24 protein-coding genes and 2 riboswitches are annotated in these 26,933 nt (G+C 65.8%); of the genes, 15 read left to right on the forward strand and 9 right to left on the reverse strand.

Going from position 1 to position 26,933, the window contains the following annotated elements; genetic code table 11:
* Nucleotides 1-101: 101 nt before the first annotated feature.
* The 5 genes from F3H87_RS18285 (at nt 102) to F3H87_RS18305 (ending at nt 5,890) form a co-directional block, all read left to right on the forward strand.
* On the forward strand, nt 102-872 hold the full coding sequence (locus F3H87_RS18285; protein ID WP_149789343.1) for a flavin reductase family protein: 771 nt from the start codon (nt 102-104) through the stop codon (nt 870-872).
* Between the two features lie 29 nt (nt 873-901).
* The gene (locus F3H87_RS18290) at nt 902-1,678 is read left to right on the forward strand and encodes an SDR family NAD(P)-dependent oxidoreductase (protein ID WP_149789344.1); all 777 of its coding nucleotides are present in this window, start codon (nt 902-904) and stop codon (nt 1,676-1,678) included.
* A 57-nt stretch (nt 1,679-1,735) separates the two neighbouring features.
* Nucleotides 1,736-2,860 carry a zinc-binding dehydrogenase gene (locus tag F3H87_RS18295; protein ID WP_149789345.1) on the forward strand — a complete coding sequence of 375 codons (1,125 nt, stop codon included), beginning with the start codon at nt 1,736-1,738 and terminating at the stop codon, nt 2,858-2,860.
* Between the two features lie 37 nt (nt 2,861-2,897).
* Nucleotides 2,898-3,686: an SDR family NAD(P)-dependent oxidoreductase gene (locus F3H87_RS18300; protein WP_149789346.1), complete on the forward strand. Its 789-nt coding sequence runs from the start codon at nt 2,898-2,900 to the stop codon at nt 3,684-3,686.
* 422 nt (nt 3,687-4,108) lie between these two features.
* Nucleotides 4,109-5,890: a histidine kinase N-terminal 7TM domain-containing protein gene (locus F3H87_RS18305; protein ID WP_149789347.1), complete on the forward strand. Its 1,782-nt coding sequence runs from the start codon at nt 4,109-4,111 to the stop codon at nt 5,888-5,890.
* 71 nt (nt 5,891-5,961) lie between these two features.
* Here F3H87_RS18305 and F3H87_RS18310 read toward each other — a convergent pair whose 3' ends face one another.
* Nucleotides 5,962-6,465: a MarR family winged helix-turn-helix transcriptional regulator gene (locus tag F3H87_RS18310; RefSeq protein ID WP_149789348.1), complete on the reverse strand. Its 504-nt coding sequence runs from the start codon at nt 6,463-6,465 to the stop codon at nt 5,962-5,964.
* Nucleotides 6,466-6,706: 241 nt separating this feature from the next.
* Here F3H87_RS18310 and F3H87_RS18315 point away from each other — a divergent pair, with 241 nt between their 5' ends.
* The 7 genes from F3H87_RS18315 to thiC all read left to right on the forward strand — a co-directional run bounded on the left by F3H87_RS18315 (nt 6,707) and on the right by thiC (nt 13,990).
* The gene (locus F3H87_RS18315; RefSeq protein WP_149789349.1) at nt 6,707-7,360 is read left to right on the forward strand and encodes a cysteine hydrolase family protein; all 654 of its coding nucleotides are present in this window, start codon (nt 6,707-6,709) and stop codon (nt 7,358-7,360) included.
* A gap of 44 nt (nt 7,361-7,404) precedes the next feature.
* Complete coding sequence (locus F3H87_RS18320) at nt 7,405-8,583, forward strand: substrate-binding protein (RefSeq protein ID WP_149789350.1); 1,179 nt, start codon at nt 7,405-7,407, stop codon at nt 8,581-8,583.
* A gap of 23 nt (nt 8,584-8,606) precedes the next feature.
* Nucleotides 8,607-9,350, forward strand: a complete 744-nt coding sequence (locus F3H87_RS18325; RefSeq protein WP_149789351.1) for an ABC transporter ATP-binding protein — start codon at nt 8,607-8,609, stop codon at nt 9,348-9,350.
* The gene (locus F3H87_RS18330) at nt 9,343-10,050 is read left to right on the forward strand and encodes an ABC transporter ATP-binding protein (RefSeq protein ID WP_149789352.1); all 708 of its coding nucleotides are present in this window, start codon (nt 9,343-9,345) and stop codon (nt 10,048-10,050) included. Before F3H87_RS18325 ends, F3H87_RS18330 begins: the two co-directional genes overlap by 8 nt.
* Nucleotides 10,051-10,057: 7 nt before the next feature.
* Nucleotides 10,058-10,903, forward strand: a complete 846-nt coding sequence (locus tag F3H87_RS18335) for an ABC transporter permease subunit (protein ID WP_149789353.1) — start codon at nt 10,058-10,060, stop codon at nt 10,901-10,903.
* Complete coding sequence (locus F3H87_RS18340) at nt 10,900-11,880, forward strand: branched-chain amino acid ABC transporter permease (protein WP_149789354.1); 981 nt, start codon at nt 10,900-10,902, stop codon at nt 11,878-11,880. Before F3H87_RS18335 ends, F3H87_RS18340 begins: the two co-directional genes overlap by 4 nt.
* A gap of 94 nt (nt 11,881-11,974) precedes the next feature.
* Nucleotides 11,975-12,091, forward strand: a riboswitch (TPP riboswitch).
* A gap of 90 nt (nt 12,092-12,181) precedes the next feature.
* Nucleotides 12,182-13,990, forward strand: coding sequence for a phosphomethylpyrimidine synthase ThiC (gene thiC, locus F3H87_RS18345; protein WP_149789355.1), 1,809 nt, complete (start codon nt 12,182-12,184; stop codon nt 13,988-13,990).
* A 64-nt stretch (nt 13,991-14,054) separates the two neighbouring features.
* On the opposite strand, the gene F3H87_RS18350 is transcribed toward thiC, so the two are convergent.
* The 8 genes from F3H87_RS18350 to F3H87_RS21870 all read right to left on the reverse strand — a co-directional run bounded on the left by F3H87_RS18350 (nt 14,055) and on the right by F3H87_RS21870 (nt 23,353).
* Complete coding sequence (locus F3H87_RS18350; RefSeq protein ID WP_149789356.1) at nt 14,055-14,504, reverse strand: NUDIX hydrolase; 450 nt, start codon at nt 14,502-14,504, stop codon at nt 14,055-14,057.
* A gap of 32 nt (nt 14,505-14,536) precedes the next feature.
* Nucleotides 14,537-14,672, reverse strand: a riboswitch (TPP riboswitch).
* A 99-nt stretch (nt 14,673-14,771) separates the two neighbouring features.
* Nucleotides 14,772-16,604, reverse strand: coding sequence for an acetyl-CoA hydrolase/transferase C-terminal domain-containing protein (locus F3H87_RS18355; protein WP_188129260.1), 1,833 nt, complete (start codon nt 16,602-16,604; stop codon nt 14,772-14,774).
* A gap of 3 nt (nt 16,605-16,607) precedes the next feature.
* Entirely contained in the window at nt 16,608-18,695 is a 2,088-nt protein-coding gene (locus F3H87_RS18360) for a 3-hydroxyacyl-CoA dehydrogenase NAD-binding domain-containing protein (protein ID WP_149789357.1), read from the reverse strand.
* Nucleotides 18,695-19,972, reverse strand: coding sequence for an acetyl-CoA C-acetyltransferase (locus F3H87_RS18365; protein ID WP_149789358.1), 1,278 nt, complete (start codon nt 19,970-19,972; stop codon nt 18,695-18,697). The genes F3H87_RS18360 and F3H87_RS18365 overlap by 1 nt, the downstream gene beginning before the upstream one ends.
* Nucleotides 19,969-22,218, reverse strand: a complete 2,250-nt coding sequence (locus F3H87_RS18370; protein ID WP_149789359.1) for an acyl-CoA dehydrogenase — start codon at nt 22,216-22,218, stop codon at nt 19,969-19,971. Before F3H87_RS18370 ends, F3H87_RS18365 begins: the two co-directional genes overlap by 4 nt.
* A 134-nt stretch (nt 22,219-22,352) precedes the next feature.
* Nucleotides 22,353-22,550 carry a dodecin family protein gene (locus F3H87_RS18375; RefSeq protein WP_149789360.1) on the reverse strand — a complete coding sequence of 66 codons (198 nt, stop codon included), beginning with the start codon at nt 22,548-22,550 and terminating at the stop codon, nt 22,353-22,355.
* 72 nt (nt 22,551-22,622) lie between these two features.
* Nucleotides 22,623-23,180, reverse strand: coding sequence for an RNA polymerase sigma factor (locus F3H87_RS18380; RefSeq protein WP_149789361.1), 558 nt, complete (start codon nt 23,178-23,180; stop codon nt 22,623-22,625).
* On the reverse strand, nt 23,177-23,353 hold the full coding sequence (locus tag F3H87_RS21870; RefSeq protein WP_188129261.1) for a NepR family anti-sigma factor: 177 nt from the start codon (nt 23,351-23,353) through the stop codon (nt 23,177-23,179). The genes F3H87_RS18380 and F3H87_RS21870 overlap by 4 nt, the downstream gene beginning before the upstream one ends.
* 120 nt (nt 23,354-23,473) lie before the next feature.
* Between F3H87_RS21870 and F3H87_RS18385 the strand changes: the two genes are divergently transcribed.
* The 3 genes from F3H87_RS18385 (at nt 23,474) to F3H87_RS18395 (ending at nt 26,896) form a co-directional block, all read left to right on the forward strand.
* Nucleotides 23,474-24,289, forward strand: a complete 816-nt coding sequence (locus F3H87_RS18385) for a response regulator (RefSeq protein WP_149789362.1) — start codon at nt 23,474-23,476, stop codon at nt 24,287-24,289.
* Nucleotides 24,290-24,405: 116 nt separating this feature from the next.
* Nucleotides 24,406-24,921: a pyridoxamine 5'-phosphate oxidase family protein gene (locus tag F3H87_RS18390; protein WP_149789363.1), complete on the forward strand. Its 516-nt coding sequence runs from the start codon at nt 24,406-24,408 to the stop codon at nt 24,919-24,921.
* 211 nt (nt 24,922-25,132) lie between these two features.
* Nucleotides 25,133-26,896, forward strand: a complete 1,764-nt coding sequence (locus F3H87_RS18395; protein ID WP_149789364.1) for a sensor histidine kinase — start codon at nt 25,133-25,135, stop codon at nt 26,894-26,896.
* Nucleotides 26,897-26,933: the final 37 nt, after the last annotated feature.

A 26,933-nucleotide genomic window follows, 5' to 3' on the forward strand; every position in this document is an offset into this window, starting at 1 on the left:
GGGCAAAACAAGACAGGATCGCCCCCGCCGGGCGGGGGCAGATCACGCGGTTTTCCCCGGGGCCTCCCGACGCCGCAATCCGATCATGAAGGAGCAAGGCAATGCAACTTGGTATCACCGATCTGGGCGTGTTCGAACTGTCCGATCCCTGGGAGTTCACACGGCTCGAACTGGTGGTCGACCCGATGGAGCCGGACCGCTTCCGGCACCTGGCCGCGCGGTTGGGCGATCTTGAGGGCGACGAGCATATCTGGCTGGCGCCCGGGGTCCTGAAATTCCTCAGCCACGAGGCCAGCAACCCGGACTGGGTTGCCGGGTTCGATGCCATGATCGCCAGGGCCGCGGAATTCGGCTGGGTGAAAGACGGGAAGGTGCGTGCCCATATCGTCCGCGGCGCACCCCCCGCGCGGGTGACGAGCGATCAGTTCCGCGATGCCATGCGCCGCCTTGCCGCCAGCGTATGCGCCGTCACGACCGGCACGATGAAAGACCCTGCCGGCATGGTGGCGTCCAGCGTGGTGTCGATCTGCGCCGAACCGCCCGCTCTGGGGGTGTTTGTCCATAAAACCAGCTCATCCCTTCCGCGCCTGGTCGAGGAGGGTCGCTTTGCCGTCAATATCCTGGCCAAGCAGCATGCCGACCTGCTGCCACAATTCACCAAGGCGCCGCAGGGGTCCGCCCGGTTCGAAGGGACGGATTGGACACCGGGGCCGATGGGGTTGCCCACGCTGGCGTCCGCGCTGGCCAGTATCGAATGCAGGATCGCGACCACCATCACACTGGGCACTCATCTTCTGCTTGTCGGACGTGTCCAAACGACCCACACGCAAGACGCCGAGCCGATGGTGTATTTCGATGCGGGTGTCCTTTGAAACCCGCCGCCAACCAAGGAGACGCCGGCATGTCCCCCCTCTTTTCTCTCGCTGGCCGTGTGGCCGTGATCACCGGATCCTCCCGCGGGATCGGCTTTGCCATCGGTATGGAAATGGCGCGTTCGGGGGCGCAGGTGGTCATTTCCTCGCGCAACCAGGCGGCCTGTGACGCGGCTGCTGCCGAGATCAACGCCGCGACAGGGCGCGAGGCGGCCAGCCCCTTTGCCGCAAGCATTTCCGACAAGGAAGCGCTGCGCGCGCTTGTCGCCCATGCCGAAAGCACCTTCGGCAAGGTCGACATCCTGGTGTGCAACGCGGCAAGCAACCCGTATTACGGCCCGCTGGCCGAGATCCCCGACGACAGGTTTCGCAAGATCCTCGACAACAACATCGTAGCCAACAACTGGCTGATCGGAATGGTCCTGCCGCAGATGCGCGCCCGGCAGGATGGGGCGATCATCATCGTGTCGTCCATCGGCGGGTTCGTCGGGTCGCCCGTCATCGGGGCCTATAACATCTCCAAGGCGGCTGACATGCAGCTTGCGCGCAATCTTGCCGTGGAATGCGGGGGCGACAACATCCGGGTGAACTGCATCGCGCCCGGCCTGATCAAGACCGCTTTCTCGAAGGCGCTCTGGGACGATCCCGAAACCTATGACACCTATATGCGCGGCACCCCCCTGAAGCGTGCCGGCACGCCGGAGGAAATTGCTGGGGCGGCGGTTTTCCTTGCCGGGCCGGCCGGGTCGTTCGTGACGGGGCAAACGATTGTCGTCGATGGCGGCACCACCATTCAGGGCATCTGACCAGACAGAGGCGGGGCCTTGCCCGCAACGCAATATGACAGCGAAAGGAAAATCGACATGGATCGCGCAGCGCCGCTCAGAACACGCAGACTGCTCAGCCGGATTTCGGACGACGGCGAATTGCATGCATGGATCGAGCATTGCGACGTCCCGCCACCCGGCCCGGGCGAAATCACAGTTCGACTGGAAGCCCGCCCCATTCATTCCTCGGACATGAACGTGATGTTCGGCCCGGCCGATTTCAGCAGGGCGATGAAATCGGGAACCGCCGACGCCCCCGAAATCAGGGTGCCGCTCAGGGCCGGGGCAATGGCGGGCCAGAAACTCCGGGTCGGGCAGCTGATCGAGCCGGGAATGGAGGGCGCGGGTACTGTCCTCGACACCGGCGAGGGAGCCGAGCACCTTGCCGGCAATCGCGTGGCCGTATGGGGCAAAAGCACCTATCGCGACATCCAGGTGTTCTCGGCGTCCTCTTGCCTGGAACTGCCCGATGACGTGACGCTGGAAGACGGGGCCGCTGCCTTCGTGAACCCGCTGACCGCGCTTGGCCTTCTCGAAACCGCGAAGGCCGAAGGGCACAAGGCATTGATCAACACGGCTGCCGCCTCGAATATCGGCCATATGCTGATCCGGCTGTGCCACGAAGACGGGCTTGCCCTGGTCAGCGTGGTGCGGCGCCCCGAACTGGCTGCGGAACTGCGCGCCCTTGGCGCGGACCATGTTGTCGACACGTCCGCGGACGACGCCGACGCGCAGCTTGTCGACGCCATCGGCGCGACCGGCGCCAGGCTCTGCTTCGATGCGGTGGGCGGAAAGCTGACCGGCCGCATTCTGGAATGCATCGAAACCAGCGCCCGTGCCTCCATGACGCAATTCAGCAATTACGGAAGCCAGGACCCCCGGCAATGTTACATATATGGCGCGCTCGACCCGTCCCCGATCGAGATTCCGCGCACGGCTGGATTGTTCTGGTCCTGTCAGGGCTGGCTGCTTTTCCCGTATCTCGAAACACTCGGCCCCGAAAAGACCGCCGAACTGCTTGCGCGCGTCCGCAGGGGGCTGGGCACGACGTTCCGGGGCCAGTTCTCGAACAGGATCGAATTGACGGATGTGCTGCGCCTCGACGCGATCAACACGTTCTTCGCGCGCGGAACCGGCTCCAAGACGCTGATCACCGGATGAAACCGCACCTGGCCACAGTTCACGGGAGGATGACGCAGTGACCCAGAGGTTTAGCGGAAAGGTCGTGGCCCTCACGGCAGCGGCATCGGGCATCGGGCTTGCCGCCCTGGAAAGATTTGCCGCCGAAGGGGCCATGATCTGTGCCTCGGATATTTCGCTGGAGGCGTTGAAAACGGCCGTTGCACCACTGGCGCTGCCGGAAGACCGGCTTTTGCTGCGGGAATGCGACGTGACCGACATCGGGCAGGTCCAGTCCTTTATCGACGATGGCGTTCGGCGGTTCGGTCGGCTGGATGTTCTGGTGAACAATGCCGGCACGGGGGCGCTGGCCTATGTGACCGAACTGGACCAGGAGGCGTGGCACAAGGTTATCGCGGTGACCCTGGATTCTGTTTTCTACGCGTGCCGGGCGGCCATGCCGCACCTGGCCCGGACGCAAGGCGCGGTGGTGAACACCGCGTCGATTTCTGGCCTGTTCGGCGACAATGGCCTGTTCGCCTATAACGCGGCGAAAGGCGGGGTGGTCAACCTGACCCGTGCACTGGCCGTCGATCATGCGCCGGAGAACGTGCGCGTCAACGCGGTGTGCCCTGGCCTGACAGCGACCCCCCGCACCGCGTGGATGATGGAGGATACCGAGATCAGGGCCGAGTATGATCGCAGGCTTCCCATGGGGCGGCCCGGCACGCCGGATGAAATGGCGGCCGCAATCGCCTTTCTTGCTTCGTCGGACGCCTCTTACATCACCGGGGTCAATCTTGCGGTTGACGGTGGGCTGACCGCGGCAACGAACCAGCCGGCCTTCGGGCGGCTTCGGAAACAGTGATCACGGCAGATCAGGGGCCAGCCCGTCCGACAGCGCGACATCGCGGGTGACTGTCCGGGCCCGATGACGGGGTTTCATGCCGATATGCATGGGATCATGCCCACAGATTGTGATCCCATGCATATCGCCAGTTCAGGCGCGCATGGGCTGTCGCGTGCCCCCGAACAGGCGCCCGGGGACAATTTAAACTTGTATCCGCGCTCCCTTTTCCATAGACGGGCCGCGTCTGGTGAGTGAGGCGCGGCCTGTTTCCCCCTATCCCTGGGCGCGCCGTATGGGGCTTTGCGGCCTGGTGGTCCGGTGATGTCCGGGCAGGTGCCGGAGCCTTCGGTTTTTTTTGCCCGTTGCCTCAGGCGTTTGATGCCTTCCTCCTTCGCGGATGCCGCGACCGCGCATTCCAAATTGGGCACTTTTGCCAAGCCATGACCTGTCTGACGAACCTGGCCCTTGCCGCCCCCTCTGCCGTTGCCGCCCTCTTGTGGGTGATCTGCGCCGCTATCCTGATCTGGGTTATCCGTCACCATCGCTTTGCGGGGAAAACCGCCTTTGTCCTGACGCTGAGCGCGATGCTGTGGTGGTTGTTCACGGTGGTGTTCGATATTGGCGCACGAAGCGAAGCGTGCAAGGTCGGCTGGTCGCTGGTTGCCTGGCCGGGGATCACGTTGCTTCCCATCGCCTGGGCGTTCTTCGTCTACGACTATACCCTGAACACGCAAGAGAAACGCCAGTTGGTCCGGCGACTGCTCTATCTCGGTCTGCCGTGCCTGGTGGGGCTCATTGCCCTGACCAATGGCCGGACGCAGCTTCTCTACGGCACCGGCACCCGGCTCGTGACCGAGGGCGGGCGGGCATATGTGATCTTCGACCACGGGCCGCTTTTCTATACCGTCGCCGCGGGGCTTTACATCTTTGTCCTGAGCGCCCTGGGCGTGCTGGCCTATGCCTTTCTCAAGGCCAAGAAAAGCATCCGGCCCTTCCTGGGCGTCCTGATCTTGATTACCGCCGCCCCCCTGTCGGCCAACCTGGCCTATATCGGCTGGGGCGTTACCATATACGGGTTCGACCCGACCCCGTTCATGTTCGCCGTGGCGCTGATCGCGCTGAGCTGGCTGATCGTGAACAACACCATGATGGATACCGCCGCGCAGGGGCGGAGCGTGCTGTTCTACGCGACGCAGGACCCGGTGATCCTGATGGATGCGGGCGGCCGGTTCGTCGGCGCGAACTCGGCCGCGAAGGCAACCTTCGGAAAGTCGCTCCCGCGCGAGGGGGAGCCGCTCGACCGGCTGGGCCTGATCGGTCCGGTCCTTGCCGGTTTCGCGGAAACGGGTGAGCTGAAATGCGACGATCCCATCCGGTACATGGGGCGCGTGTTCGATCCGCGCGCGCTTCCGATCGAAAGCCCGGTCCAGACGAAGGGCAACCTGCTGGGCTGGGTGGTGTCCCTTGTCGACATCACCGAAAGGGAGCGTTCAGCCGAAGCCCTGCGCGAGGCATTGGCCAATGCCGAGGCGGCCAACCAGGCGAAATCCCAGTTCATGGCGATGATCAGCCACGAATTGCGGACACCTTTGACATCGGTGAAAGGCGGGCTGGACCTGGCGCTGAACGGGGTCGTCGGTGAGCTGGGCGACCCTTTGAAGAACGTGTTGACCATCGCGCAGCGAAACAGCCTCCGGCTGATCAAGCTCATTGACGATGTCCTTGACCTGCAAAAGCTCGACCTCAGCACGATAACGCTCGAGTCCGAGGATCTGGATGCGGGCGGTTTCCTGCGGGACATGGTCGAGGAATACGACGCCTATGCCGACGCGTCCGGTGTTCGGATCGTGATCGTCTCGGACGATCCGGGGGTGACGCTGCGCGCCGATCCCTACCGGCTGAAGCAGGTCGTCGGAAACGTGATATCGAACGCGGTAAAGTTCTCGGCCAGGGGGGCGCAGGTGGAATGTGCGGCCGGGGTCGTCGGCTCAGCCCTGCGGTTTTCGATCAGGGACAGCGGCATCGGCATTCCCGAGGGTCAGGAAGACAGGGTTTTCGGACGGTTCAACCAGATCGAAAGCGCGGCGTCGCATGTCTCTGGCGGATCGGGGCTGGGTATGCATATCGCCAAGCTCCTGATCGAACGGATGGGCGGCGCGATTTCCTATGAAAGCCGTTTGGGCGTGGGCACCACGTTCCATATCGACATCCCGCTTTCATGAGAGGGTGATGCCGGAGCGGGCGGGGGGCAGTCAAGATAGGTGCCCGGTCCGAGACCTTTCCCGTAAATGCGTTACCCGACCAGTTTCTTCAGCAGCGCGGCAAGTCTCCGGGTTTCCGTCGGAGAGAGGTTTTCGGAGATGAAGTCCGAAATGCAATGCCCGTGCCCTTCCAACTGCCCGGCAACCGCCCGGCCTTCTTCCGTCAGGCACAGGCAGCGGGAGCGTTTGTCCTTCGGGTTTACCTGAACCGTTACCAGGTTTCGGCCGACGAGGCGGGCGATCATGGGGTTGAGCGTGGGCATGTCGATGGAGGTAAAGGCCGAAAGCGCACTGAAGGAAATGCCCGGAAACCGGCCGATCGTCGTCAGCGTGGCGAATTGCGTGGTGGTGATCGACGACTGGCCGGCAATCTCGGCCATGTAATTGTTGAAACGGCTCACGGCATACTGGTTCGCCGAACGCAGCAGAAAGCCGATGCTTTCCTGCAGGTCATAGGCTTGCCGGACCGGTTCCGCCGTGTGCGAGTTGGCGGGCTGCGTCTTGTTTTCGGCCTCTGCGTTTCCGGCGGTGTCCATTCAGGGATGGCCTGTCCTGGCTGCACTCGTCATCTGAGCGGTGTCACAATGCTATAGATTTACGCATCATAGGTTGTGCTTTCTGATTGGTAAACCCGGATGATATTATATTTTTCAATTGCTTAGGTTTTATTTGTCGCGGTCGAACACGTCACATTTACATCGTAGACGAAATAATTGTTGACGCTGATCGAAGCGGATTACTATGCTTTTCCTCATAGGAAAAAGGGAGAGGCCACCGATGGATGTGTTTTCGGCCAAACGCTCGGAATCCAACGCCTGGACGTTGGTTCCCGACAGGACGGCAGTGCTTGTCGTCGATATGATCCGCGATTTCTGCGACGAAGACGGGCTTATGCCGTTGCCCGGGGCGGAAAGGCTTTATCCCGTGCAGAATGCGATTACCGACGCAGCACGTGCGCGCAACGCGATGGTCGGATGGGTCGTGGATTGCCACCGGCCCGGGGTGCGTCAGGACCGGGAATTCCTCAAGCGGACGCCGCATTGCATCGAGGGCACGCAAGGCGTTGAGGTCATGCCGCAACTTGAACGGGACGCTGGCGATTTCCTGTTCGTCAAGCGGCGATACAGCGCCTTTTTCGGCACCGACCTCGACCTGACGTTGCGCGACAATCAGATCGACACGCTGATAGTTTTCGGTGTCGTGACGAATATCTGCGTCCGTTCGACGGTGCATGATGCGTTTTTCAACGGATACCGGGTTGTCGTGCCCCATGATGCCTGCGCGGCAACCGGCCCGAGAGAGCAGGACTCATCGCTTTACGACATCGCAACCCATTTTGGCGTGGTGACGGATTCGGCCCGGACCATCGCCGCGCTGAAAGGGCAGGGGACATTGGAGAACCTGCCGGAATTCGAAACCGCGCCGACCTGACAGGGCTTGGGCGCCAACCAGATAACAGAACAGGGAGAACGAAAATGACCGGAAGAAAACAGAATCTGACCCGTCGGAGGTTTTTTGAACTCGGAGGGGCGACGGCGGTTGCCTCGCTGGCGGCGCCCGTCGTGGCCCAGCAGGCCGAGCCCATTCGCATCGGGGTGCTGCAGCCGTTCACCGGCGGGCTTGAGGCGCTTGGCCAGCAGGGTGCGAACGGTGCCGAGCTGGCCTTTCTGGACGCCAATGACGCGGGCGGCGTCGATGGGCGCATGTTCGAACTGATCCGCGCGGATACCGCGACCGACCCGAAAACGGCGGTCGAGCGCGCCAACGACCTGATCCGCCGCCAGAAGGTCGCGGCCATCATCGGCCCGGTGACCAGTGCGAACAGGGACGCCATGCGGCCGACCATCGAACGCGGGAAAACCCCGCTGCTTTATGCAACCGACTACGAAGGCGGAGTTTGTTCGCGCTACATCTCCTGCTACAGCGCCTTGCCCGATCACTGGGTCGTTCCCATTGTCGCCCATGCGGTGAAAAACCTGGGCGACAGCTTTTATCTGGTCGGCTCCGACTATGTCTGGCCCCGCGAGATGAATGCCGCGTTCATCGCGGAATGCGACAAGACCGGCGGCAAGGTCGTCGGCGAGGAATATACCCCCTGGGGCGCGAAGGATTACACCGCGACTCTGCGCAAGATCCGCGATTCCGGGGCGAAAACGGTCGTCATTTCCATCGCCGGGGCCGATGCGATCACGTTCGTCAAACAGTTTGCCGCGACGGGGATGAAAAAGACGACGCAGGTGGTGTTCTTCGGCTTCTCGGAAAATTACCTTGCCGGGCTGAGCGACGAGGAAAGCGAGGGGATCATCGCGCCCACGAATTTCACCTCGTCGCTGACCAGCCCCGAGGCCGAGCACCTGAAAGAGCGGGTGCGGGCGCGTTTCGGTGCCGATGCCATCGTTTCGAACACGGTCGACGCCCATTGGAGCCTGGCGCGGATGTATATCGAAGGCGTCCGCCGGGCGGGCGGCGACGACAGGGAGGCCGTGACCGACGCGATGGTCGATCAGACGCTGATGTCGGGCAATGGCGAGGTCTATCTGCGGCCCGGCGACCGTCATGTGGATCTGAACGTATTGATCGCGCAGGCGCAGGGCGGCCGCCTCGAGGTGATCGAGGAACTGGGGCGTATCGCCGCGACCGATCAATGCACGTGACCGGCGTGGAGGCGCCAGCGCCTTTGTTGAAAGTCGACGGCCTTGCCAAACGTTTTGGCGGGGTCGTCGCGCTGTCCGACGTGAGTTTCGAACTGGAAGAGGCGTCGATTCATACCATCCTCGGCCCGAACGGTTGCGGAAAGACGACGCTGTTCAACGTGATCGACGGATCGCTGCGGCCAACCGCCGGCCGCGTGGAATTCGCCGGCCAGCGGATCGACGGCATGACCGCCGCGCGGATCGCGCGCCTGGGCATTGCGCGCAAGTTCCAGGTGCCCGGCGTTTTCGGGGAACTGAGCGTTGCGCAGAATCTCGAAACCGCTCTGGCCTGCCATGGCGGAAGGTACGGGGTCGGGGCCTTGCTGCGGGTCCGGCCCGATGCGGTGCGCCGGGACGAGCTGGCCGATCTGTGCGGCCTGAGTGCGAAGCTGCAGGTCCGCGTCAGCGAACTGGCGCATGGCGAGAAGCAAAGGCTGGAAATAGCGATGCTGCTTGCGGGCGATGTGCGCCTTCTCATGCTCGACGAACCGACCGCGGGGATGTCGGTTACCGAAACCGAGGCGGTTGCCGCGCTGGTCCGGCAATTGCGCGACGAACGCGGGCTGACGGTGCTTATCGTCGAGCACGACCTTCATTTCGTGCGGTCCCTGGCCGAACCGGTGCTTGTCGCCAACGAGGGCCGGATCATCGCGCGCGGGGATTATGAAACCCTCCGCCACGATCCGCGCGTGATCAGATCCTATCTCGGGGAGGGCGCGGATGCTTGAGATCAGGCAACTGGCCGCGGGATACCCCGGAGGCGGGCGCGTTCTGGACGGGCTTGACCTTTCGGTGCCCGAGGGCGCGTTCGTCGCCGTTCTGGGCCGGAACGGCATGGGCAAGACCACGCTGATGCGCGCGATTTGCGGCCTGCTTCGGGCCAGCGAGGGCACGATCGGGCTGGGCGGCGAGGACATCACCGGCCTGGCCTCTTACGCCAGGGCGCAGCGCGGTATCGGCTATGTGCCGCAGGGGCGGGAGATATTCGGCGATTTCACGGTTGCCGAGAACCTTACCATCGGGCGCATCGCCAAACCCGGGCTGTCCCCGGCGGTCCCGCGGCATCTGCTGGAGTTGTTTCCGATCCTGGCGGAGCGGTCCAGGCAAAGGGCAGGCAGCCTTTCGGGCGGCCAGCAGCAGCAACTGGCCATCGCCCGGGCGCTTGCCGGAGAACCGCGCCTGTTGCTTCTGGACGAACCCGCCGAAGGTATCCAGCCCTCGATCGTGCAGGAGATCGCGCAAAAACTTCGTGAAATCGTCGACACGACCGGGCTGACCGTTCTGATGGCCGAACAGAACCTGGCCATGGTCGACGGTTGGGCCGACAGCCTGGCCTTCGTAGATCACGGGGCGATCGCCGAAAGCGGCGTTGCTGCGGCGGGGATTCGCCAGGATCAGTCACGTCTTTCGAAATACCTGTCCATTTGAGGTCTCCATGGAGCTTTTCCTCGATACGCTGAACTATTTCTCGTTGCTGATGCTGGTCGTTCTCGGGCTGGTCGTCATCTTCGGGTTGATGAATGTTATCAACATGGCGCATGGCGAGTTCCTGCTGGTCGGCGCCTATACGGTGGTTGGGATAACCGGCGCCGGATACAGCTTCTGGCTTGCCCTGGCGCTGGCGCCCGTCGCGGGGGCGGTCGTGGGGCTTCTGGTCGAGGCGCTGGTCGTCCGAAGGATCTATCACCGTTTCCTGGATACGATCCTGGCGACATGGGGGGTGTCGCTGATCCTGAAACAGGGCGTTATCCTTGTCTTCGGGCCGACCGCGCAAAGCGTGGCGAACCCGCTGCCCGGCGTCATGAATGTTTTTGGCGTGGATTACCCGCGAATGCGCCTTCTGATCATGGCTGTCGCGATCCTTCTGACACTCGTCCTCTATATTGCCATGTTCCGCAGCAATCTGGGCCTCAGGCTGCGCGCGGTGATCGCCAATCGGGACATGGCGTCGGCGCTGGGCCTGAACACGCGCCGCATGGATATGGCCAGCTTCGGCCTCGGCGCGGCCCTGGCGGGGTTTGCCGGCGCGATCATCAGCCCGGTAATGAGCGTCGATCCCCAGATGGGGGCTGGATTTCTCATTCCCTCTTTCCTGTCCATCCTGATTGGCGGGGTGAATTCGTTGATCGGGCCGCTTTTCGGGGTTGCGGCGATATCGGGGTCTTCGAACCTGATTGCGGGCTGGCTGTCGCAGGCCGATACGCAGATCATCGTGTTCCTTATGGCGATGGTCGTGATCCGCTTCTTTCCCGAAGGTATCCTGAAGCGGAGGCAGAAATGATCGGAGCGAAACGCGAGGGCCGCACCGGCCTTATCGCCACGGGCCTGTGCTGGATAATCCTGTGCGGTGTCGGCGTCCTGGTCGATGACTGGCTGCTGGCGCAGGTTGCGATATACTTGTGCTACGGAATTTTTGCGATGGGCCTCAGCCTTATCTGGGGCCAGGCCGGTATCCTCAGTTTCGGGCAGGCGATTTTCTTCGGGGCCGGGGCATACGGGTTCGCGGTCGCCACGCTGGACATGCTGCCCGGAACGGGCACGGGCATCCTCACCGGCCTCGTTTTCGCGGTCGGGCTTGCGACGGTGCTTGCCTGGGCTCTCGCATGGCTCACCTTCGCCGGCAGGGGATTGTCGGGGGCGCATTTCGCCATCGTCACGCTTTGTGCGGCCGCGGTTGTCGAGATTGCCGTGACGAGGTCAGGCTTTCTGGGCGGATATAACGGGCTGTTCGGTGTGGCGCCCTTCACCTGGGGAGGGGAGATGATCGCCGAAAGGCCCATGTATTACATCATGCTGGGCGTCGCTTTCGCGGTTTTCCTCGGGGTGACGGCGATCGTGCGGTCGCCCTACGGAACGGTTCTGGAGGCGATCAGGGACGACGAGAACCGCGTTGCCCATCTCGGTTACGAGACCCGGCGCCTGAAGACGGTCGCTTTCGTGATTGCCGGGGCCCTGTCGGGATTGTCCGGCGCGTTGTTCGCGGCGCAGTTCGGTTTCGTCTCGCCCTCGCTTCTGGGGTTCGCGCTTTCGACGCAGGTGCTGATCTGGGTTGCGGTCGGCGGGCGGGCGGTGCCGCTTGCGGCGATGGTCGGCGCGCTTGTCGTGTCGGGTGCCGAAAACACCTTGTCGAATACGCTGGGGGATCTCTGGCTGCTGGTGATCGGGGTGATCTTCGTCGTGGTCGTCATTGCCGCGAAGAACGGCCTTTTCGGAACCCTGTTCCGGCTGCCGCCGCCAAAGCGCCTTCGGAAAACCTGAGACGGGCGTTTCCGGGCAGGCCCGGACGTGAGGCAGGCGGAGCTTCCGTGCCCCGCCCGCATTGACAATCCGCCGGCATCCGGCGCAGGGTGGGGGCATTCACCCGGGGGGTCCCGACAAGGGGCTGAGATACTGCTGGCATATGCGGCGCAGTGACCCGACGAACCTGATCCAGTTCACACTGGCGTAGGGATGGTGCACCGGCCGCGCGGGCGAAATCGTCACAGGACTCATCGCGGGCCTTCCTCCATTCGACGCGGAACTGGGTCTCCAACGCTTATGGCCATGGAGGCTCCGACCGATGAAAGACCTTTCCCCGACCGTCACCACGGGTCCGCTGCCCGCATCCCGCCGCGTCTGGCACAAGGGCGAGCGGCATCCCGATATCCGCGTGCCCATGCGCGAGATCGACCTGCATCCCAGCGCGGGCGAGCCGCCGGTCACCGTCTATGACAGCTCCGGCCCCTATACCGACCCGGCGGCCGGCATCGCCATCGACCGCGGCCTGCCGCGCCTGCGCGAGGGCTGGGTCGCCGCGCGGGGCGATACCGAAACCTACGACGGCCGGCATGTGCGGCCCGAGGATAACGGCTTTGCCGAGGGTGCGCGGCTGGTGCCGGAATTCCCGGTGCGCCATACCCCGCGCCGGGCCACCGGGGGGCGGGCGGTCACCCAGATCGCCTATGCCCGCGCCGGGATCGTCACGCCCGAGATGGAGTTCGTGGCGATCCGCGAGAATCTCGGCCGCAAGGCCGCGAAAGAGGCGCTGGCCCGCGACGGCGAAAGTTTCGGTGCCGAGATCCCCGATTTCATCACGCCGGAATTCGTGCGCGACGAGGTGGCGAAGGGCAGGGCGATCATCCCCGCCAACATCAACCACCCCGAGGCCGAGCCGATGGCGATCGGCCGAAACTTCCTGGTGAAGATCAACGCCAATATCGGCAATTCGGCCGTGACCTCCTCGATGGCCGAGGAGGTGGAAAAGATGGTCTGGGCGACGCGCTGGGGGGCCGACACGGTGATGGACCTGTCGACCGGCCGCAACATCCACAACATCCGCGACTGGATCATCCGCAACAGCCCCGTGCCCATCGGCACCGTGCCGCTTTACCAGGCGCTGGAAAAGGTCGGCGGGATCGCCGAGGACCTGAGCTGGGAGGTGTTCCGCGACACGCTGATCGAACAGGCAGAGCAGGGGGTGGATTACTTCACCATCCACGCGGGCGTGCGGCTGCACATGATCCCGATGACGGTGGACCGGGTGACGGGGATCGTCAGCCGTGGCGGGTCGATCATGGCCAAGTGGTGCCTGCATCACCACCGCGAAAGTTTCCTCTACGAGCATTTTGAGGAAATATGCGATATCGCAAGGGCTTACGACGTATCCTTCAGCCTTGGCGACGGGTTGCGCCCGGGCTCCATCGCCGATGCCAACGACCAGGCGCAATTCGCCGAGCTGGAGACCCTGGGCGAGCTGACGCAGATCGCCTGGGCCAGGGACTGCCAGGTGATGATCGAGGGGCCGGGCCACGTGCCGATGCACAAGATCAAGGCCAACATGGACAAGCAGCTTGAGGTCTGCGGCGAGGCGCCGTTCTACACGCTCGGGCCGCTGACCACCGATATCGCGCCGGGTTATGACCATATCACCAGCGGTATCGGCGCGGCGATGATCGGCTGGTTCGGCACCGCGATGCTGTGTTACGTCACGCCCAAGGAACATCTCGGGCTGCCCGACCGGGACGACGTGAAGACCGGGGTGATCACCTACAAGATCGCGGCCCATGCCGCCGACCTTGCCAAGGGGCATCCGGCGGCGCAGATCCGCGACGATGCGCTGTCCCGCGCGCGGTTCGAATTCCGCTGGGAGGACCAGTTCAACCTCTCGCTCGACCCGGAAACCGCGCGCTCCATGCATGACGAGACCCTGCCCAAGGAGGCGCACAAGGTCGCGCATTTCTGCTCCATGTGCGGGCCGAAATTCTGCTCGATGCGGATCTCTCACGACATCCGGTCCGAGGCCCAGAAAGAGGGGATGGCGAAGATGGCCGAGAAATTCCGCGAGGGCGGGGCCCTTTACATGCCGCTGGACAAGGACGGCGGGGCCTGACCGGCCATGCGGCCAGCCCCGGTGGATCGGGGCGTGTTGGCGGGCAAACGGACCGGGGTGGCGGTCAGGCTTGCGCGGTCTGCATCAGCGCGGCGGCCTGTGCCGCCACCTCGGCCACATCGAGGCTCAGCGCCAGGCCGGTATCGTGGATGCTGTCCAGGTCGATCCACCGCGCCTCGAGCGCATCGTCGCCCGCGACGGGCTCACCCGCCGTCCACCGGCACAGTGCTGCGACGAGGATGAAGTGCCGGCGAAGGTCGCCGCCGGGCCCGTGGTCGAACGCGTCCAGCGCGGTGAAGATGCGCGGCTCGGTTGCGCTGATGCCGGTTTCTTCCTTCAGCTCGCGCAGGGCGGCCTGCGCGAGCGTTTCCCCGCGTTCGATCTTGCCCCCCGGAAACCCCCACCGCCCGGCATCGGGCGGATTGGCGCGGCGCACCAGCAGGACCTGGCCATCGCGGATGACAACCGCGATGGTCGCGGCGATCGGGCGGTCGGGTGTCGGGGGTGTGGGCATCGCGGCCTCCTGTGCTGAGGCCGGCAAGGGCAAGAAAACGCGGCGGTCCTGTCCCTTCGCCGGCATGACCCGGATCAGGTTCGAAGGGTTACTGCGCCGCCCGTGTCGTCCTCGACCGCCGTGCCAGCAGACTCTCAGCCCCTTGCCGGGACACCCCTGGATGCCCTCAGGGTAGCAGTTTGCGCGGCAGGCTCAACGCGGGTTTTCCACCGCACCGCCGGGGCAGGGGCAAAGGGTGCAAGGTCCGCAGGCTGTGACCCCGCGGTATCAGCGCCCGGTGCGTCGCAGCGCACCGCGCAACAGCACCCCGAGCGCGCGGTCCCGTATCCCGCGCGGCGCGGCAAGGCCCATGCGGTCAAGGCATTCCGCCTCGTCGCCCCGTGCGCCGCCCAGCCCGGCCAGCGCCAGCGGAATGATCGCCCGCAGCGCGCCGCCGGATTGCTTCAGCCGGTCCAGCGCGGGCAGGAGGCGCCGTTCGGTTTCGGTGAAATCCGTGCCGAACGGGAAATCGGGCAGGCGGCCCTGGCGGAACGGTGCCAGCCAGTGCCCCACGCGTTCGGGCGTGTTACCCCTTGCGCCCGGCGGAATCTCGTGGTCCCGGGGCAGCTTGCCGGCCTCCTTGGCCTGCCGCATCAGGCCCGGCTGAAACCGGCTGTCCGCGATTTCCAGCATCGCGGCGATCACCCCGGCATCGCTTTTGCCCCGCAGATCGGCGATGCCGTATTCGGTGACGACGATATCGCGCATGTGCCGGGGTACGGTGACATGGCCATAGGACCAGACGATATTGCTGGTCGTCCGGCCCCGCCGGGTGCGCGTCGCCGGCAGCGTGATGACCGAGCGCGCGCCGTCCAGCGCAAGGGCCTGTTCGACGAAATTGACCTGCCCGCCGACGCCGCTGACCACCTGGCCGTCTTCGGTGGCGTCCGACACCGCGGCGCCCAGCAGCGTCGCCTTCATCGCCGCGTTGACAAAGCGCGCATCGGTGCGGGCGGCGCGCTTGTCGGCCTCCTTGCCGTAAAGAGCGTTGGTGAAAGAGACGGGTTCCATGGCGATCAGGGCGCGGCGTTCGGGCGGCATGTCGCGCAGACGGCGATAGAAATCGCGGGTCTCGACGAAAAACGCGGCGTGGATGGCCGCGCCCGCCACCCGGCGCCGGATGATCCCGGCCTCGAACAGCTGCAGGATGCCTTCGACCAGCATCTCGGTCACCGCATAGAGACCGTGTTCGAACCGTCCGGTGTCAGTAAAGGCGCTGCCGCGCGGAAACGGGCAGGCCGCCCAGATGTCGGCGATCTCGTCACGGTCGCGCAGCAAAAGCGCCTGCGCGGTGGCGTCGCCCAGGCTGCCGATACCGATCTGCAATGTCCCGCCGTCGCGGACCAGGCGCGAGACATGCAGGCCGATGGCGTATTCGGCATCGCTCACCGGCTGGCGCACGGCCGAGAACAGCTCGAACGGCTCCTCCGGGTCCAGCCGGAACGCGGCCTCGTCATCGGCGACCCGGGCGCTGCCGCCCATCGGCGGCAGGTCGGGGTTGGTTTCGACACCGAAGGTAAAATCCAGCACGCCCGCGCGGCGCATTTCCAGCAGGTCGGCAGTGATGTCGGTGTTGCACGACAGGCTCAGCCCGTCCGGCATCGGCGCCACCAGTTGCAGCAGCAGGTTCGGCCGCCAGTCGGCGACGACGTCCAGCGCGTGTGTGTAATTCGCCGAGACATAGGCCTGCTGCGCCGCCTTCACGCCCATCCAGCGCCCCGCCAGCAGGAAGAATTCGCGGATCTCGATGTTGTCGGGCAGCCGCCCGTCGCGCAGCCAAGTGGCATAGTCGATCTGCGGATAGGCGCCGAACAGCCGGTCCAGCGCGGGGCCCAGCAGCCGCCGCGCCAGATCCTCGGGGGGCGCCGGGCGTTCGAGCGTGAGCGCGGTGAAGACGGTCAGGCTCAGATCCGGGCGCCCCGCGACCAGGCGGGTCAGCGCGTTCAGCAGCGTGACCGGCTTGCCCAGCCCAAGCGGCAGGGCCAGGCGAATGTCGGGGCCGACCCGCGCGACGATGGCCCGGGCCAGATCGTCGGCATTCTGGCTGCGCACCGGCTGCATGGCCTAACCGATCTGCGCCCAGCCCTCGTCCGGCGCGAAGCGGGGGCCGTGGGCGTCGGCCAGCGCGGCCAGCCGCGCGCGAACCTCCTCCGGGCCGCGGTCGCGGGCATAGCGCATCGGCCCGCCGCGGAACGGCGCAAAACCGGTGGCGAATATCATCGCGGCGTCGATCTCGTCTTCGCTGCGGGCGACCTGCTGGCGCAGGCAGGTGACACAGGCATCGCATATCGGCAGGATCAGGCGGTCGGTCAGGTCGTCGGGCATGTCGCTGCTGCCGTCGTCTTCGGCGGGGGCGGGCTCTGGCGGGCCATCGGACCAGTCATAGAAACCCTTGCCCGCCTTCTTGCCGGTTTCGCCGGCCGCGACCCGGTCGCGCAACGCGCGGGGGATGTCGGGAAACGGTTTCTCAAGCTGCCCGGACAGGCTTTCGGCGACGTCGAGACAGATATCGAGCCCGACCTGGTCGGCCAGCGTCACCGGCCCGGCGGGCATCCCGAAATCCAGCGCGGCGCGGTCGATGCGGTCCTTCGGGACGCCTTCCTCCATCAGGACCAGCGCCTCCATCAGATAGGGTATGAGCGCGCGGTTCACCAGGAAGCCCGGCGTATCGGCGACCCGCGCGGGCAGGCGGCCGATCTCGCGGCAGAACGCGGCAAGGCGGTCGATCGTCTGGTCGCCGGTCCGGTCCTGCCGGATCACCTCGATCAGCTCCATTTTTTCGACCGGGTTGAAGAAATGCAGCCCCGCGAAACGCTCCGGTCCGATCACGCCCTGCGCCAGATCGGCAAGCCGCAGGCTCGACGTGTTGCTGGCCAGGATTGCCCCGGGTTTCATCCTTTTGCCCAACATGTCGTAGATGCCGCGTTTGATCCCGGCATCCTCGGGCCCGGCCTCGATCACCAGATCGGCCTGCGCGATGCCGTATCCGTTCGGATCCGGCATCAGCCTGTCAAGCGCGTCACGGGTTCCGGCGGTGCCCAGGTGCCGGTCCTTGCAGATCCGGCCGGCCCTGCGCACCGCATGTCCCAGCGCCGCGGTGTCGGGATCGCTCAGCGTCACGCGGCACCCCCTGATGGCGGCCCAGGCGGCGATCCCGGCCCCCATTTCGCCGGCGCCGACCACGTGAACCCATGCAATATCGCTGTCGCCCGGGCCGGCGGATTTCAGCCCCTGCCGCAGAAAGAACGCGCGGATCAGGTTGCGTGACGTGGCGCTGTCCAGCAGCGCGGCGAACGAGGCGATCTCGGCCGCCTGCATCGCCTCGCGGTCGCCGCCATGTTCTTCCCAGAGGTCGATCAGCCGGTAGGGGGCCGGGTAATGGTCTTCGCGGACCTTTTCGGCGGTTCCGGCCCGCATCTGCCGGGCGGCAAGGCTGCGCGCCGGGGCCATTCCGAACGCCATTGCCTTCAGCCGGTGGCCGCGCGCATCCGCATCCGTCACCGCCGCCCGGACGGCGGCGGCGACATGGCGCTCCTCGGTCACCTCGTCGGCGATGCCCAGCGAAAGGGCCTTCGCGGTATGCGCCGTCTTGCCGGTCAGCATCAGCGTCATCGCCGCGTCGGGCGCGATCAGCCCGGTCAGCCGGAACGTCCCGCCCAGCCCGGGATGCAGGCCAAGGTGCACCTCGGGAAAGCCGAAAGAGGCACCCTCGACCGCGATGCGCCGGTCGCAGGCCAGCGCCAGCTCGAACCCCGCGCCAAGGGCCGCGCCGTGCACGACCGCCACGGTGGGGCACTCCAGCGCCTCGAGCCGGTCCAGAACCCGGTGGCCTTCGCGCAGCAGCGCCCCGGCATCCTGTCCGGCCAGGTCGGCCAGCTCGCCGATCTCGGCCCCGGCGGCGAACCCGCCGGTCTTGGCCGAGCGGATCACCAGCGCGGCGGGCAGGTCGGCTTCCAGCGCGCCCAGCACCCCGTCGAGTTCGCGCAGCGCCCCGACCGAGACGGTGTTGGTGCCCGTGTCGGGCTTGTCGAGCGCCAGCCAGGCGATGCCGTCGCCGTCGCGGCCCATCCGCCAGTTCCCCTTGCGCTCCGCGTTCCGTGCGGCGCCAAGCTCCAGCCGGGTTTCGCCCAGGTGATCCAGAACCACACCCATCACGCCGCCTCCAGCAACATCGCACCGCCCAGGCCGCCGCCGATGCATTCGGTGGCGATGCCGTGTTTCGTTTCCAGCCGCCGCATCGCGTTGGCCAGGTGCAGCACGATGCGGTTGCCGCTGGTGCCCACCGGATGACCAAGCGCGATGGCGCCGCCATCGACGTTCAGGCGGTCGTGGCCGATGGTGCCGAAGGCCGCGTCCAGCCCCAGCACGTCGCGGCAGAAATCCGGGTCCTGCCAGGCGGCGAGACAGGCCAGCACCTGTGCGGCGAATGCCTCGTTGATTTCCCAAAGGCCGATATCCTCGCGCGTCATGTCGCGCCGGCCGAGGATTTCGGTCGCGCACAGCACCGGGCCAAGGCCCATCACCGAGGGGTCCAGCGCCGACCATTCGCTGTCGACGATCCGGGCCAGCGGGGTCAGCCCATGCGCCTCGACCGCTGCTTCGGAGGCGAGGATCACCCAGCTTGCCCCGTCGGTGATCTGCGAGGCGTTGCCGGGCGTGACCTTGCCGTGCGGGCGTTCGAAGGCGGGTTTCAGCCCCGCCAGCGCCGTGGTGTTGCTGTCGGGCCGCACGCCGTCGTCATGGTCGTATACCGTCCCGTCGCGGGCAAAGGCCGGTTCGATTTCCAGCCAGCCTTCGGCCTGCGCCCGCGCCAGCCGCTTGTGACTGGCGACCGCGTATTCGTCGGCCGCCGCGCGGCTGATGCCGAAGCGATAGGCCAGCACCTCGGCGGTCTGGCCCATGTTGAGCGTGCTGATTGGATCGGTCAGCCCGCGCTCCAGCCCGATCAGCGGCTTGAAGAAATCCGGCCGGATCGCGCCCAGCAGCCTGGCGCGCTCCAGCGCGTTGCCGGCCTGCGCCATCCGGGCATACCATTTCACCGCGTCCTCGCGCAGCACCAGCGGCGCATGGCTCAGCGCCTCGGCGCCCCCCGCCAGCACGATCTCATGCGTGCCCTCGCGGATGTAGCGATAGCCGGTGTCGATGGATTGCATCCCCGAGCCGCAGTTGATCTGCACCGTAAAGGCCACCTGGTCGGCGCCCAGGCCCAGCCGCAGGGCCGCCACCCGCGCCGGGTTCATCTCGTCGGCGATCACGTTGACGCAGCCCAGTATCACCAGGTCGATGGCCTGCGGCCCGAATGGCTGGCGCGTCAGCAGGGGCCGGCCCGCCTGCACCGCCAGGTCGACCGGGGTGAACGGGCCCGGCCCGCCGCGGGCCTTCAGGAACGGCGTGCGCGCGCCATCCACGATATAGACGGGGCGTGTCATTCGGCGACCTTTCTCGCGGCTTGCGCGTTGTCATCCGCGAAGCGGTAGTAGCGGCTCAGTTCCCCGGGCGAGAAATCGTCGACCCGGACCACCTCGCGCACCGCGTCCTCGGCCTCTTTCAGCCGGTCGGCGTCCGCGGCGCCGATCACGCCGGTTGCGACGCAATCCTCAAGCGATTTGCCCGCTTCGCGCACGGTCTTGCGCAGCGGTTCGGTTTCGGTGACCAGCGCATAGGCCCGGTTCAGCAGCGCGATGCCGTCGCGCGCGCAGCCGTCGAACATGCGCCCGGTGACCCGGTCGCGGGTCTCCGACGGATCGTAGATCAGCCCGGCGACATCGGCGGTCAGCGCGTCGTTTGGTCCGCGCCCGTCCGCGGCGGGGCGGATCGTCAGCCGGACCAGCCCGGTCACGAACCGGCCCGGCAGGTTGGCCAGCACCTCGTCCAGGCTGCGCCCGATCCGGGCGAACCCCTGCTGCGCGTTGAATGCGACCAGCGGGAAATCCGCCTCGGGGCGGCCGTCATCCTCCCACCGTTTCAGGACGGCGGACAGGAAATACAGCTCGGACAGGACATCGCCCAGCCGGGCCGAGATCATCTCGCGCCGCTTCAGGTCGCCGCCAAGCGTGACGAAGGCCGCCTCGACCGTCAGGGCGAAGGCCGATGCCCAGCGAGAGGCCTGCCGGTAAAGCGGCGTTGCCGGTCCGGCCCACGGGGCGGGCGCGAAGCGTGCGCCGGTCCAGGCGCGTATGCCCGCGCGGCCGAGATTGCCCAGCAGATGCCCGGCATGTTTCCAGAAATGCCGGTCGAAGGCATCGAGCGACGCCTCGGGGTCCTGCTCGTCCAGCGCCTCAATCTCGGCCAGAAGGTGCGGATGCGCCCGGATCGCGCCCTGACCGAAGATGATCAGCGACCGGGTGACGATATTTGCGCCCTCCACGGTGATGCCGATGGGCAGCGCCCGGTAGATCGGGGCCAGGTAGTTGCGCGGCCCGTCGATCACCGCCTTGCCGGAATGCACGTCCATCGCATCGTTCAGCGCCTCGCGCATGGTATAGGTCGCGTTCGATTTCATGATCGCCGAGATCACCGCCAGCTTGCGCCCTTCGTCCAGCCCGGCGCAGGTCAGCCGCCGCGCGGCGTCCAGCCGGTAGGCGGCGGCGGCCAGCCGGGCCATGGGTTCCTGCACGCCGCCGAACTTGCCGATCGGCAGGCCGAACTGTTCGCGGATACGGGCATAGGCGCCGGTGGTATGCGCCGACAGCGCGGTTGCCGCCGCCGACAGCGACGGCAGCGAGATACCCCGCCCGGCGGCCAGCGCCGCCATCAGCATTTCCCAGCCGCGCCCGATACCGTCCTGCCCGCCGATGACGTGCTCCAGCGGGATGAACACGTCCTGGCCCGAGATCGGGCCGTTCTGGAACATCGTGTCCGACGGGATGTGCCGCCGCCCGCGTTCCACGCCCGGCAGGTCGGCGGGGACCAGCGCGCAGGTGATGCCCCGATCCGTGTCGCCGCCCAGCATCCCGTCGGGATCGTGCAGGCGGAAGGCCAGGCCCAGCACCGTGCAGACCGGCGCCAGGCTGATATACCGCTTGGCAAAGTTCAGCCGGATGCCCATCACTTCCTTGCCCTGCCAGGTGCCCTTGCAGACCACGCCGCTGTCGGTCATCGCGGCGGCGTCCGAGCCCGCGCTTTCGCTGGTCAGCCCGAAGGCGGGCAACTCGCGCCCGTCGGCAAGCCGCGGCAGCCAGCGGTCGCGTTGCTCGTCGGTGCCGAATTGCAGCAGCAATTCGCCCGGCCCCAGCGAGTTGGGCACCATCACCGTCACTGCCGCGACGACGGAGCGCGAGGATATCAGCCGGATCACCTCGGAATGCGCATAGGCGGAAAATCCGAGGCCGCCATAGTCCTCGGGGATGATCATGCCGAAAAAGCGGTGTTTGCGCAGAAAGGCCCAGACGTCTTCGGGCAGGCCCGCGAGGGACCGGTTGATTTCCCAGTCGTCGAGCATCGCGCACAGGTCCCGGCAGGGGCCGTCGATGAAATCGCGCTCGGCCTTGCTCAGCGTGGGCGATGCGGCCTGCCGCAGCTTGTCCCAGTCGGGGCTGCCGGTGAACAGCTCGGCCTCCCACCAGACTTCGCCGGCCGCGATGGCGGCGGCTTCGGTGTCCGACAGGCTCGGGACCGCCTTGCGGGCCAGCCCGTGAACCGGTTTTGTCAGAAATCGCTTGCGAAGGTTCCTCATCGTCGTCCCCCTTCAGCCTGAAACGCACGAGGCCGTGCTCCGTTCCCTCGAACCCGGTTCGGGCGTGGCGTCGGTGGCGGGAAAAGCCGCACCCGGATGTTCCGGGCACGGCTTGTCGTGGTGCGCTTGCCTGCTCAGTCGTCCAGTACGAAGGTGACCTTCATCGTCACCTTGTATTGATCGGGATCGCCGACGACCAGTTCCTGATCCTTGATCCAGCAGGATTTCACGTTGCGCAGCGTCTTCTTGGCGCGTGCCAGTCCCTGCGTGATCGCGTCGTCGAACCCCGAGGACGACATCGCTATGAGTTCCGTGCTTCTTGCGACAGTCATGAGATCTCCTTTGCTGCTTTCGGGTTGTATCAACACGCGGCAGGCCGGGACGTTCCGTATCCGGCTGCCGCTTCAGTATCCCCCGCCCGCTTGCTGGTTCACCACGGCCATCGTCTGCAGGTCGGTGGCTTCCAGCGGTTCGTCTTCGCTCAGCCCCATCAGTTCGGCCAGCCGTTCGCGGGCGCGGCTGGCGCGGCTCTTGATCGTGCCGACGGCGCAGCCGCACATCTCGGCGGCCTCGGCGTAGGAAAAGCCGCCCGCGCCGACAAGCACCAGCGCCTCGCGCTGTTCGTCCGGCAACTGCGCGAAGGCCTTGCGGAATTCGGCAAGCTGAAGGCGCCCGTCATGCGCGGGCTTGGCCGAAAGCTGCCCGACGAACACGCCTTCGGGGTCGGCGACCTCGCGTTTCATCTTGCGCCGGTTGGAATAGTAGGTGTTGCGCAGGATGGTGAACAGCCAGGCGCGCAGGTTGGTGCCCGGCGTGAACTTGTCGACGTTGCGCCACGCCTTTTCGACCGCATCCTGCACCATGTCGTCCGCCATCGCCGGATTGCGTGTCAGGCTCATGGCGAACGCCCTGAGAGCGGGTAAATGATCCACGATTTCGTCTTTCGGGTTTGTCGGGGTCATTTGCTCGCGTCGCCTTCTTCATCCGCTTTCCTGAGCTGCGCGAGAAGATCCCTGAACTTGTCCGGCACCTCCTGATCGACCATTTCCTGGTAGACCTTCCTGAGGTTTTCCTCGATCATTTGCCGTGACTTGCCGGTTGTTCCCGGTCTCCGGTTGCTGCCTTCGCCCGCCATTCCGTCTGATCCTAACCTTGTTTTTTTCCATAACAGGACGGAACCTAACGCCGGGATGGCGGTTGGGTTCCATAAATTTTGAAAAAACGGGCAAGATGGGAGCCGAAAAGGATGGGAAATATGGAAACCGAGAATGCACAACCCGGTCTGGCAGAGCTTGTTGGCAGCAATCTGCCTTACCTGCGCCGCTACGCCCGTGCGCTGACCGGCAGCCAGGCGTCGGGGGATGCCTATGCCGCCGCCACGCTGGAGGCGATCCTGGCCGACGACACGACCTTCGATGGCGATCTCGCCCCAAGGGTTGCGCTGTTCAAGGTGTTCCATTCGCTGTGGCATTCCAGCGGCGCCCCCTCGGACGGCGAGGAAACCGGCCTGCGTGCGCGTGCCAACCAGCACCTGAGCAAGCTGACCGCGAACAGCCGCGAGGCGCTGCTGATGTCCGCCATCGAGGAATTCACCCCCGACGAGATCGGCGCCATCATCGGTGTCTCGCCCGAAGAGGCCGACGCGCTGGTCGCCGCCGCCTTCACCGAGATGGAAAATGCGATCGCGGGCCGGGTGCTGATCATCGAGGACGAGGCGATCATCGCGATGGACCTGGAAACGCTGGTGGCCGAGATCGGCCACCAGGTCACGGGCGTGGCGCGCACGCGGGACGGCGCGGTCCAGCTTGGCCAGCGCGAAAAGCCCGACCTGATCCTTGCCGACATCCAGCTTGCCGACAATTCCTCGGGCATCGATGCGGTGAACGATATTCTGGAAAGCGTCGGCACCATGCCGGTCATCTTCATCACCTCCTTTCCCGAACGCCTGCTGACCGGCGAGCGGCCCGAGCCCGCCTTCCTGATCGTCAAGCCCTATACCGAGGCGCAGGTGCGCACGGCGGTGTCGCAGGCGATGTTCTTCGCCTCGACCGAGACCCTGAAACGCGCCTGACCGGCGCTGTGCCTCCCGCTTGCGGGATGGAACCGGACGCGGCCGTTGCCGTTGGGGCTGCAACGGCGCGTGCCCGCCCGTGGCCGCGCCGGAAACCGCAACGATTGGAGAAAGAGATGGCAAAGCAGGTGGAAACCGACACGGACGCGAAACAACAGCTTTGGAAGCGTCTGGAAGGCAGCCGTATCTCGATGCTCGGCGTGACCGGCGCCGCGCAGCATTCGCAGCCGATGACGCATTTCGCCGACCGCGAGGCCGGCGTGCTGTGGTACATCACCTCGGGCGAAACGGACCTCGCCGCGGCGGTCGGCGGCGGTGCCGATGCCAGCGTGATCTTCATGGCGCCGGAAGAGGATTACCAGGCCGCGGTGACCGGCCGGCTTGAGACCGTGACCGATGCCGACAAGCTGGACGCGCTGTGGAACGTCGCGGTGGCGGCCTGGTTCGCGGGCGGACGCGACGACCCGCAGGTGCGCCTGCTGCGCTTCACCCCCGACGAGGCGTCGATCTGGGCGTCGCAGGCCAACCGGGTTCTGGTCGGGCTGAAACTGCTGCGCGCCGGAACGCGGGACGGGGCGCCCGAGCCCGATGTCGGTGTTCACCGGGTGGTGTCCTTCGGCCGGGCCGCCTGACGCCGCGCAGCTGCGGTTTTTCCCGGGGAACAGACTTGCACGTCCCGGGGCGCCGCCTGACATGTTACAAGACATCATCATGTCATGGAGTCGGGCCAGTGACCGGGACAGTTGAAGACCGCAGGCGCACGGCGCTGCACTCATATCCGGCGGCGGTGCCGGCGATGATCGGGGGGACGTATTGAACCAGAAACAGCCCGGACCGGAAAACATGCGTCCGAACGGGGTTCCGCCGGACACGCGCTGGAACACGCTGCAGATGCGTGCGGCCATCGTGTTGACCATCGTGCTCTTGCCGCTGGGCCTGCTGGCGGTCCTGCAGACCCAGCGCGCGGTCGAGGGGGCGCAAAAGGTCTATCGCGCCGATATCGTCGCGCGGACCTCGCGCGCCGTATGGCCCGAGCACGAGGCGATTTACCACGCCTTCGGGCTGGCGCAGGGGCTGGCGGCGACGGTGGGGGAAATCGACATGTCCCGGGCCCAGTGCGTCGAGCTGATGGAAAGCGTCGTGGCGCGCGGAACCGGGGTCGGCTTTGCCGCCTACCTGGACCGGGAGGCCCGGTCGCGCTGCAACAGCCTGGACCAGGAAATCGACTTTTCCGCGAACCGCGACAGTCAGCGCCTCTATGCCGAACCGAGATCGGATATCAGCTTTACCCCTTCGACCGAGGCCGGCAGCGCGGCGGCCATCGTCTTCAACCAGCCCGTCTATGACCGCGCCGGGGCGTTCGACGGGTTCGTTTCGCTGTCGTTCTCGGCCTTGCCGCTGGTCGAGCTGCGCGAGCGTGACGACCTGCCCGATACGACCCGCATCCTCATCTTCAACAACAAGGGGGAAATCCTGACATCGGACATTGCGCCGGACGAGCTTCCGGCGCTGCTTCCGGCGGATATCGAGCTGATGGATATCGTGCGCGAAAGGGAGTTCGTGTTTCACGGCGCCAGCCAGAACGGCGAGATGCGGGATTTCGTGCTTGTCCCGATCGTGCCGCGCCGCGCCTATGCGCTGGGAAGCTGGGAACGCGACCTGCCGTTTTCCTACGCCAGCCCGGTGTCCTGGTCGATGATGCTGTTCCCGGTGATCATGTGGCTGGTGACGCTGGTGGTTGTGCTGCTGACCCTGCGCCACATGGTCATCCGGCCGATCAAGACGTTGCGGATGCGCTTTCGCAACTTTGCCGACGGGCGTTCGCTGCTGCGTGGCAACTCGCTGAAAAGCGCCTCGTCCGAGCTGCGCGAGATCGGCGGCGCCTTCGAAAGCCTCGCGGAAAAGGTCGTCCGGGACGAGGCGCTGCTGGAAGACCGGATACACGAACGCGAATTGCTGCTGCGCGAGGTCCACCATCGCGTCAAGAACAACCTGCAACTGATGTCCTCGATCATCAACATGCAGATCCGGCAGGCGGACGAGCCGAAGGCCGAAGAGGCGTTGCAGCGCGTGCGGGGCCGGCTGGCGAGCCTCGCCAAGTTCCACAAGGATCTCTACCAGACGTCGTCGCTGGCAAAGCTGCGGGTCGACGATCTGCTGCGGGACCTGGTCGAACAGACCTATGCGATGGGGGCGGAACCGGGCAAGCATATCGAACTCCGGTTCGATCTCGACCCGGTCGAGCTGTCGCCCGACCAGGCCAGCCCGCTGGCGATGCTGGCGACCGAGGCGGTGACCAACGCGCTGAAATACCTGTCGGCCGACCCGGGCAGGCCGCGCTACGTGAAGATGACGCTGCGCGCCGAACCGGGCGACGCGCCGGACGGTGAGCCGCTGATCCGGCTGGAGATCGAGAATTCCATGGCCTCGGACGCGCCGGTGGACGGCGCCGGGCTGGGCATTCGCCTGATCGCGGCCTTCGCCTCGCAGCTCGAGGCGGGAACGCAGCACGAGCACAAGGCGCATTGCTACCTTCTGACGGTGGTCTTCCGGCGCAAACCCTTCGGAACGACCGAAACCCTTTCGGCCGCGCTGCGGCATCCCTGACATCCCGGCAAGGGGGCGGAACGGAACCAACCCCGGC

This window comes from Lutimaribacter pacificus, assembly GCF_900142185.1.
GTDB classification, from domain to species: domain Bacteria; phylum Pseudomonadota; class Alphaproteobacteria; order Rhodobacterales; family Rhodobacteraceae; genus Lutimaribacter; species Lutimaribacter pacificus.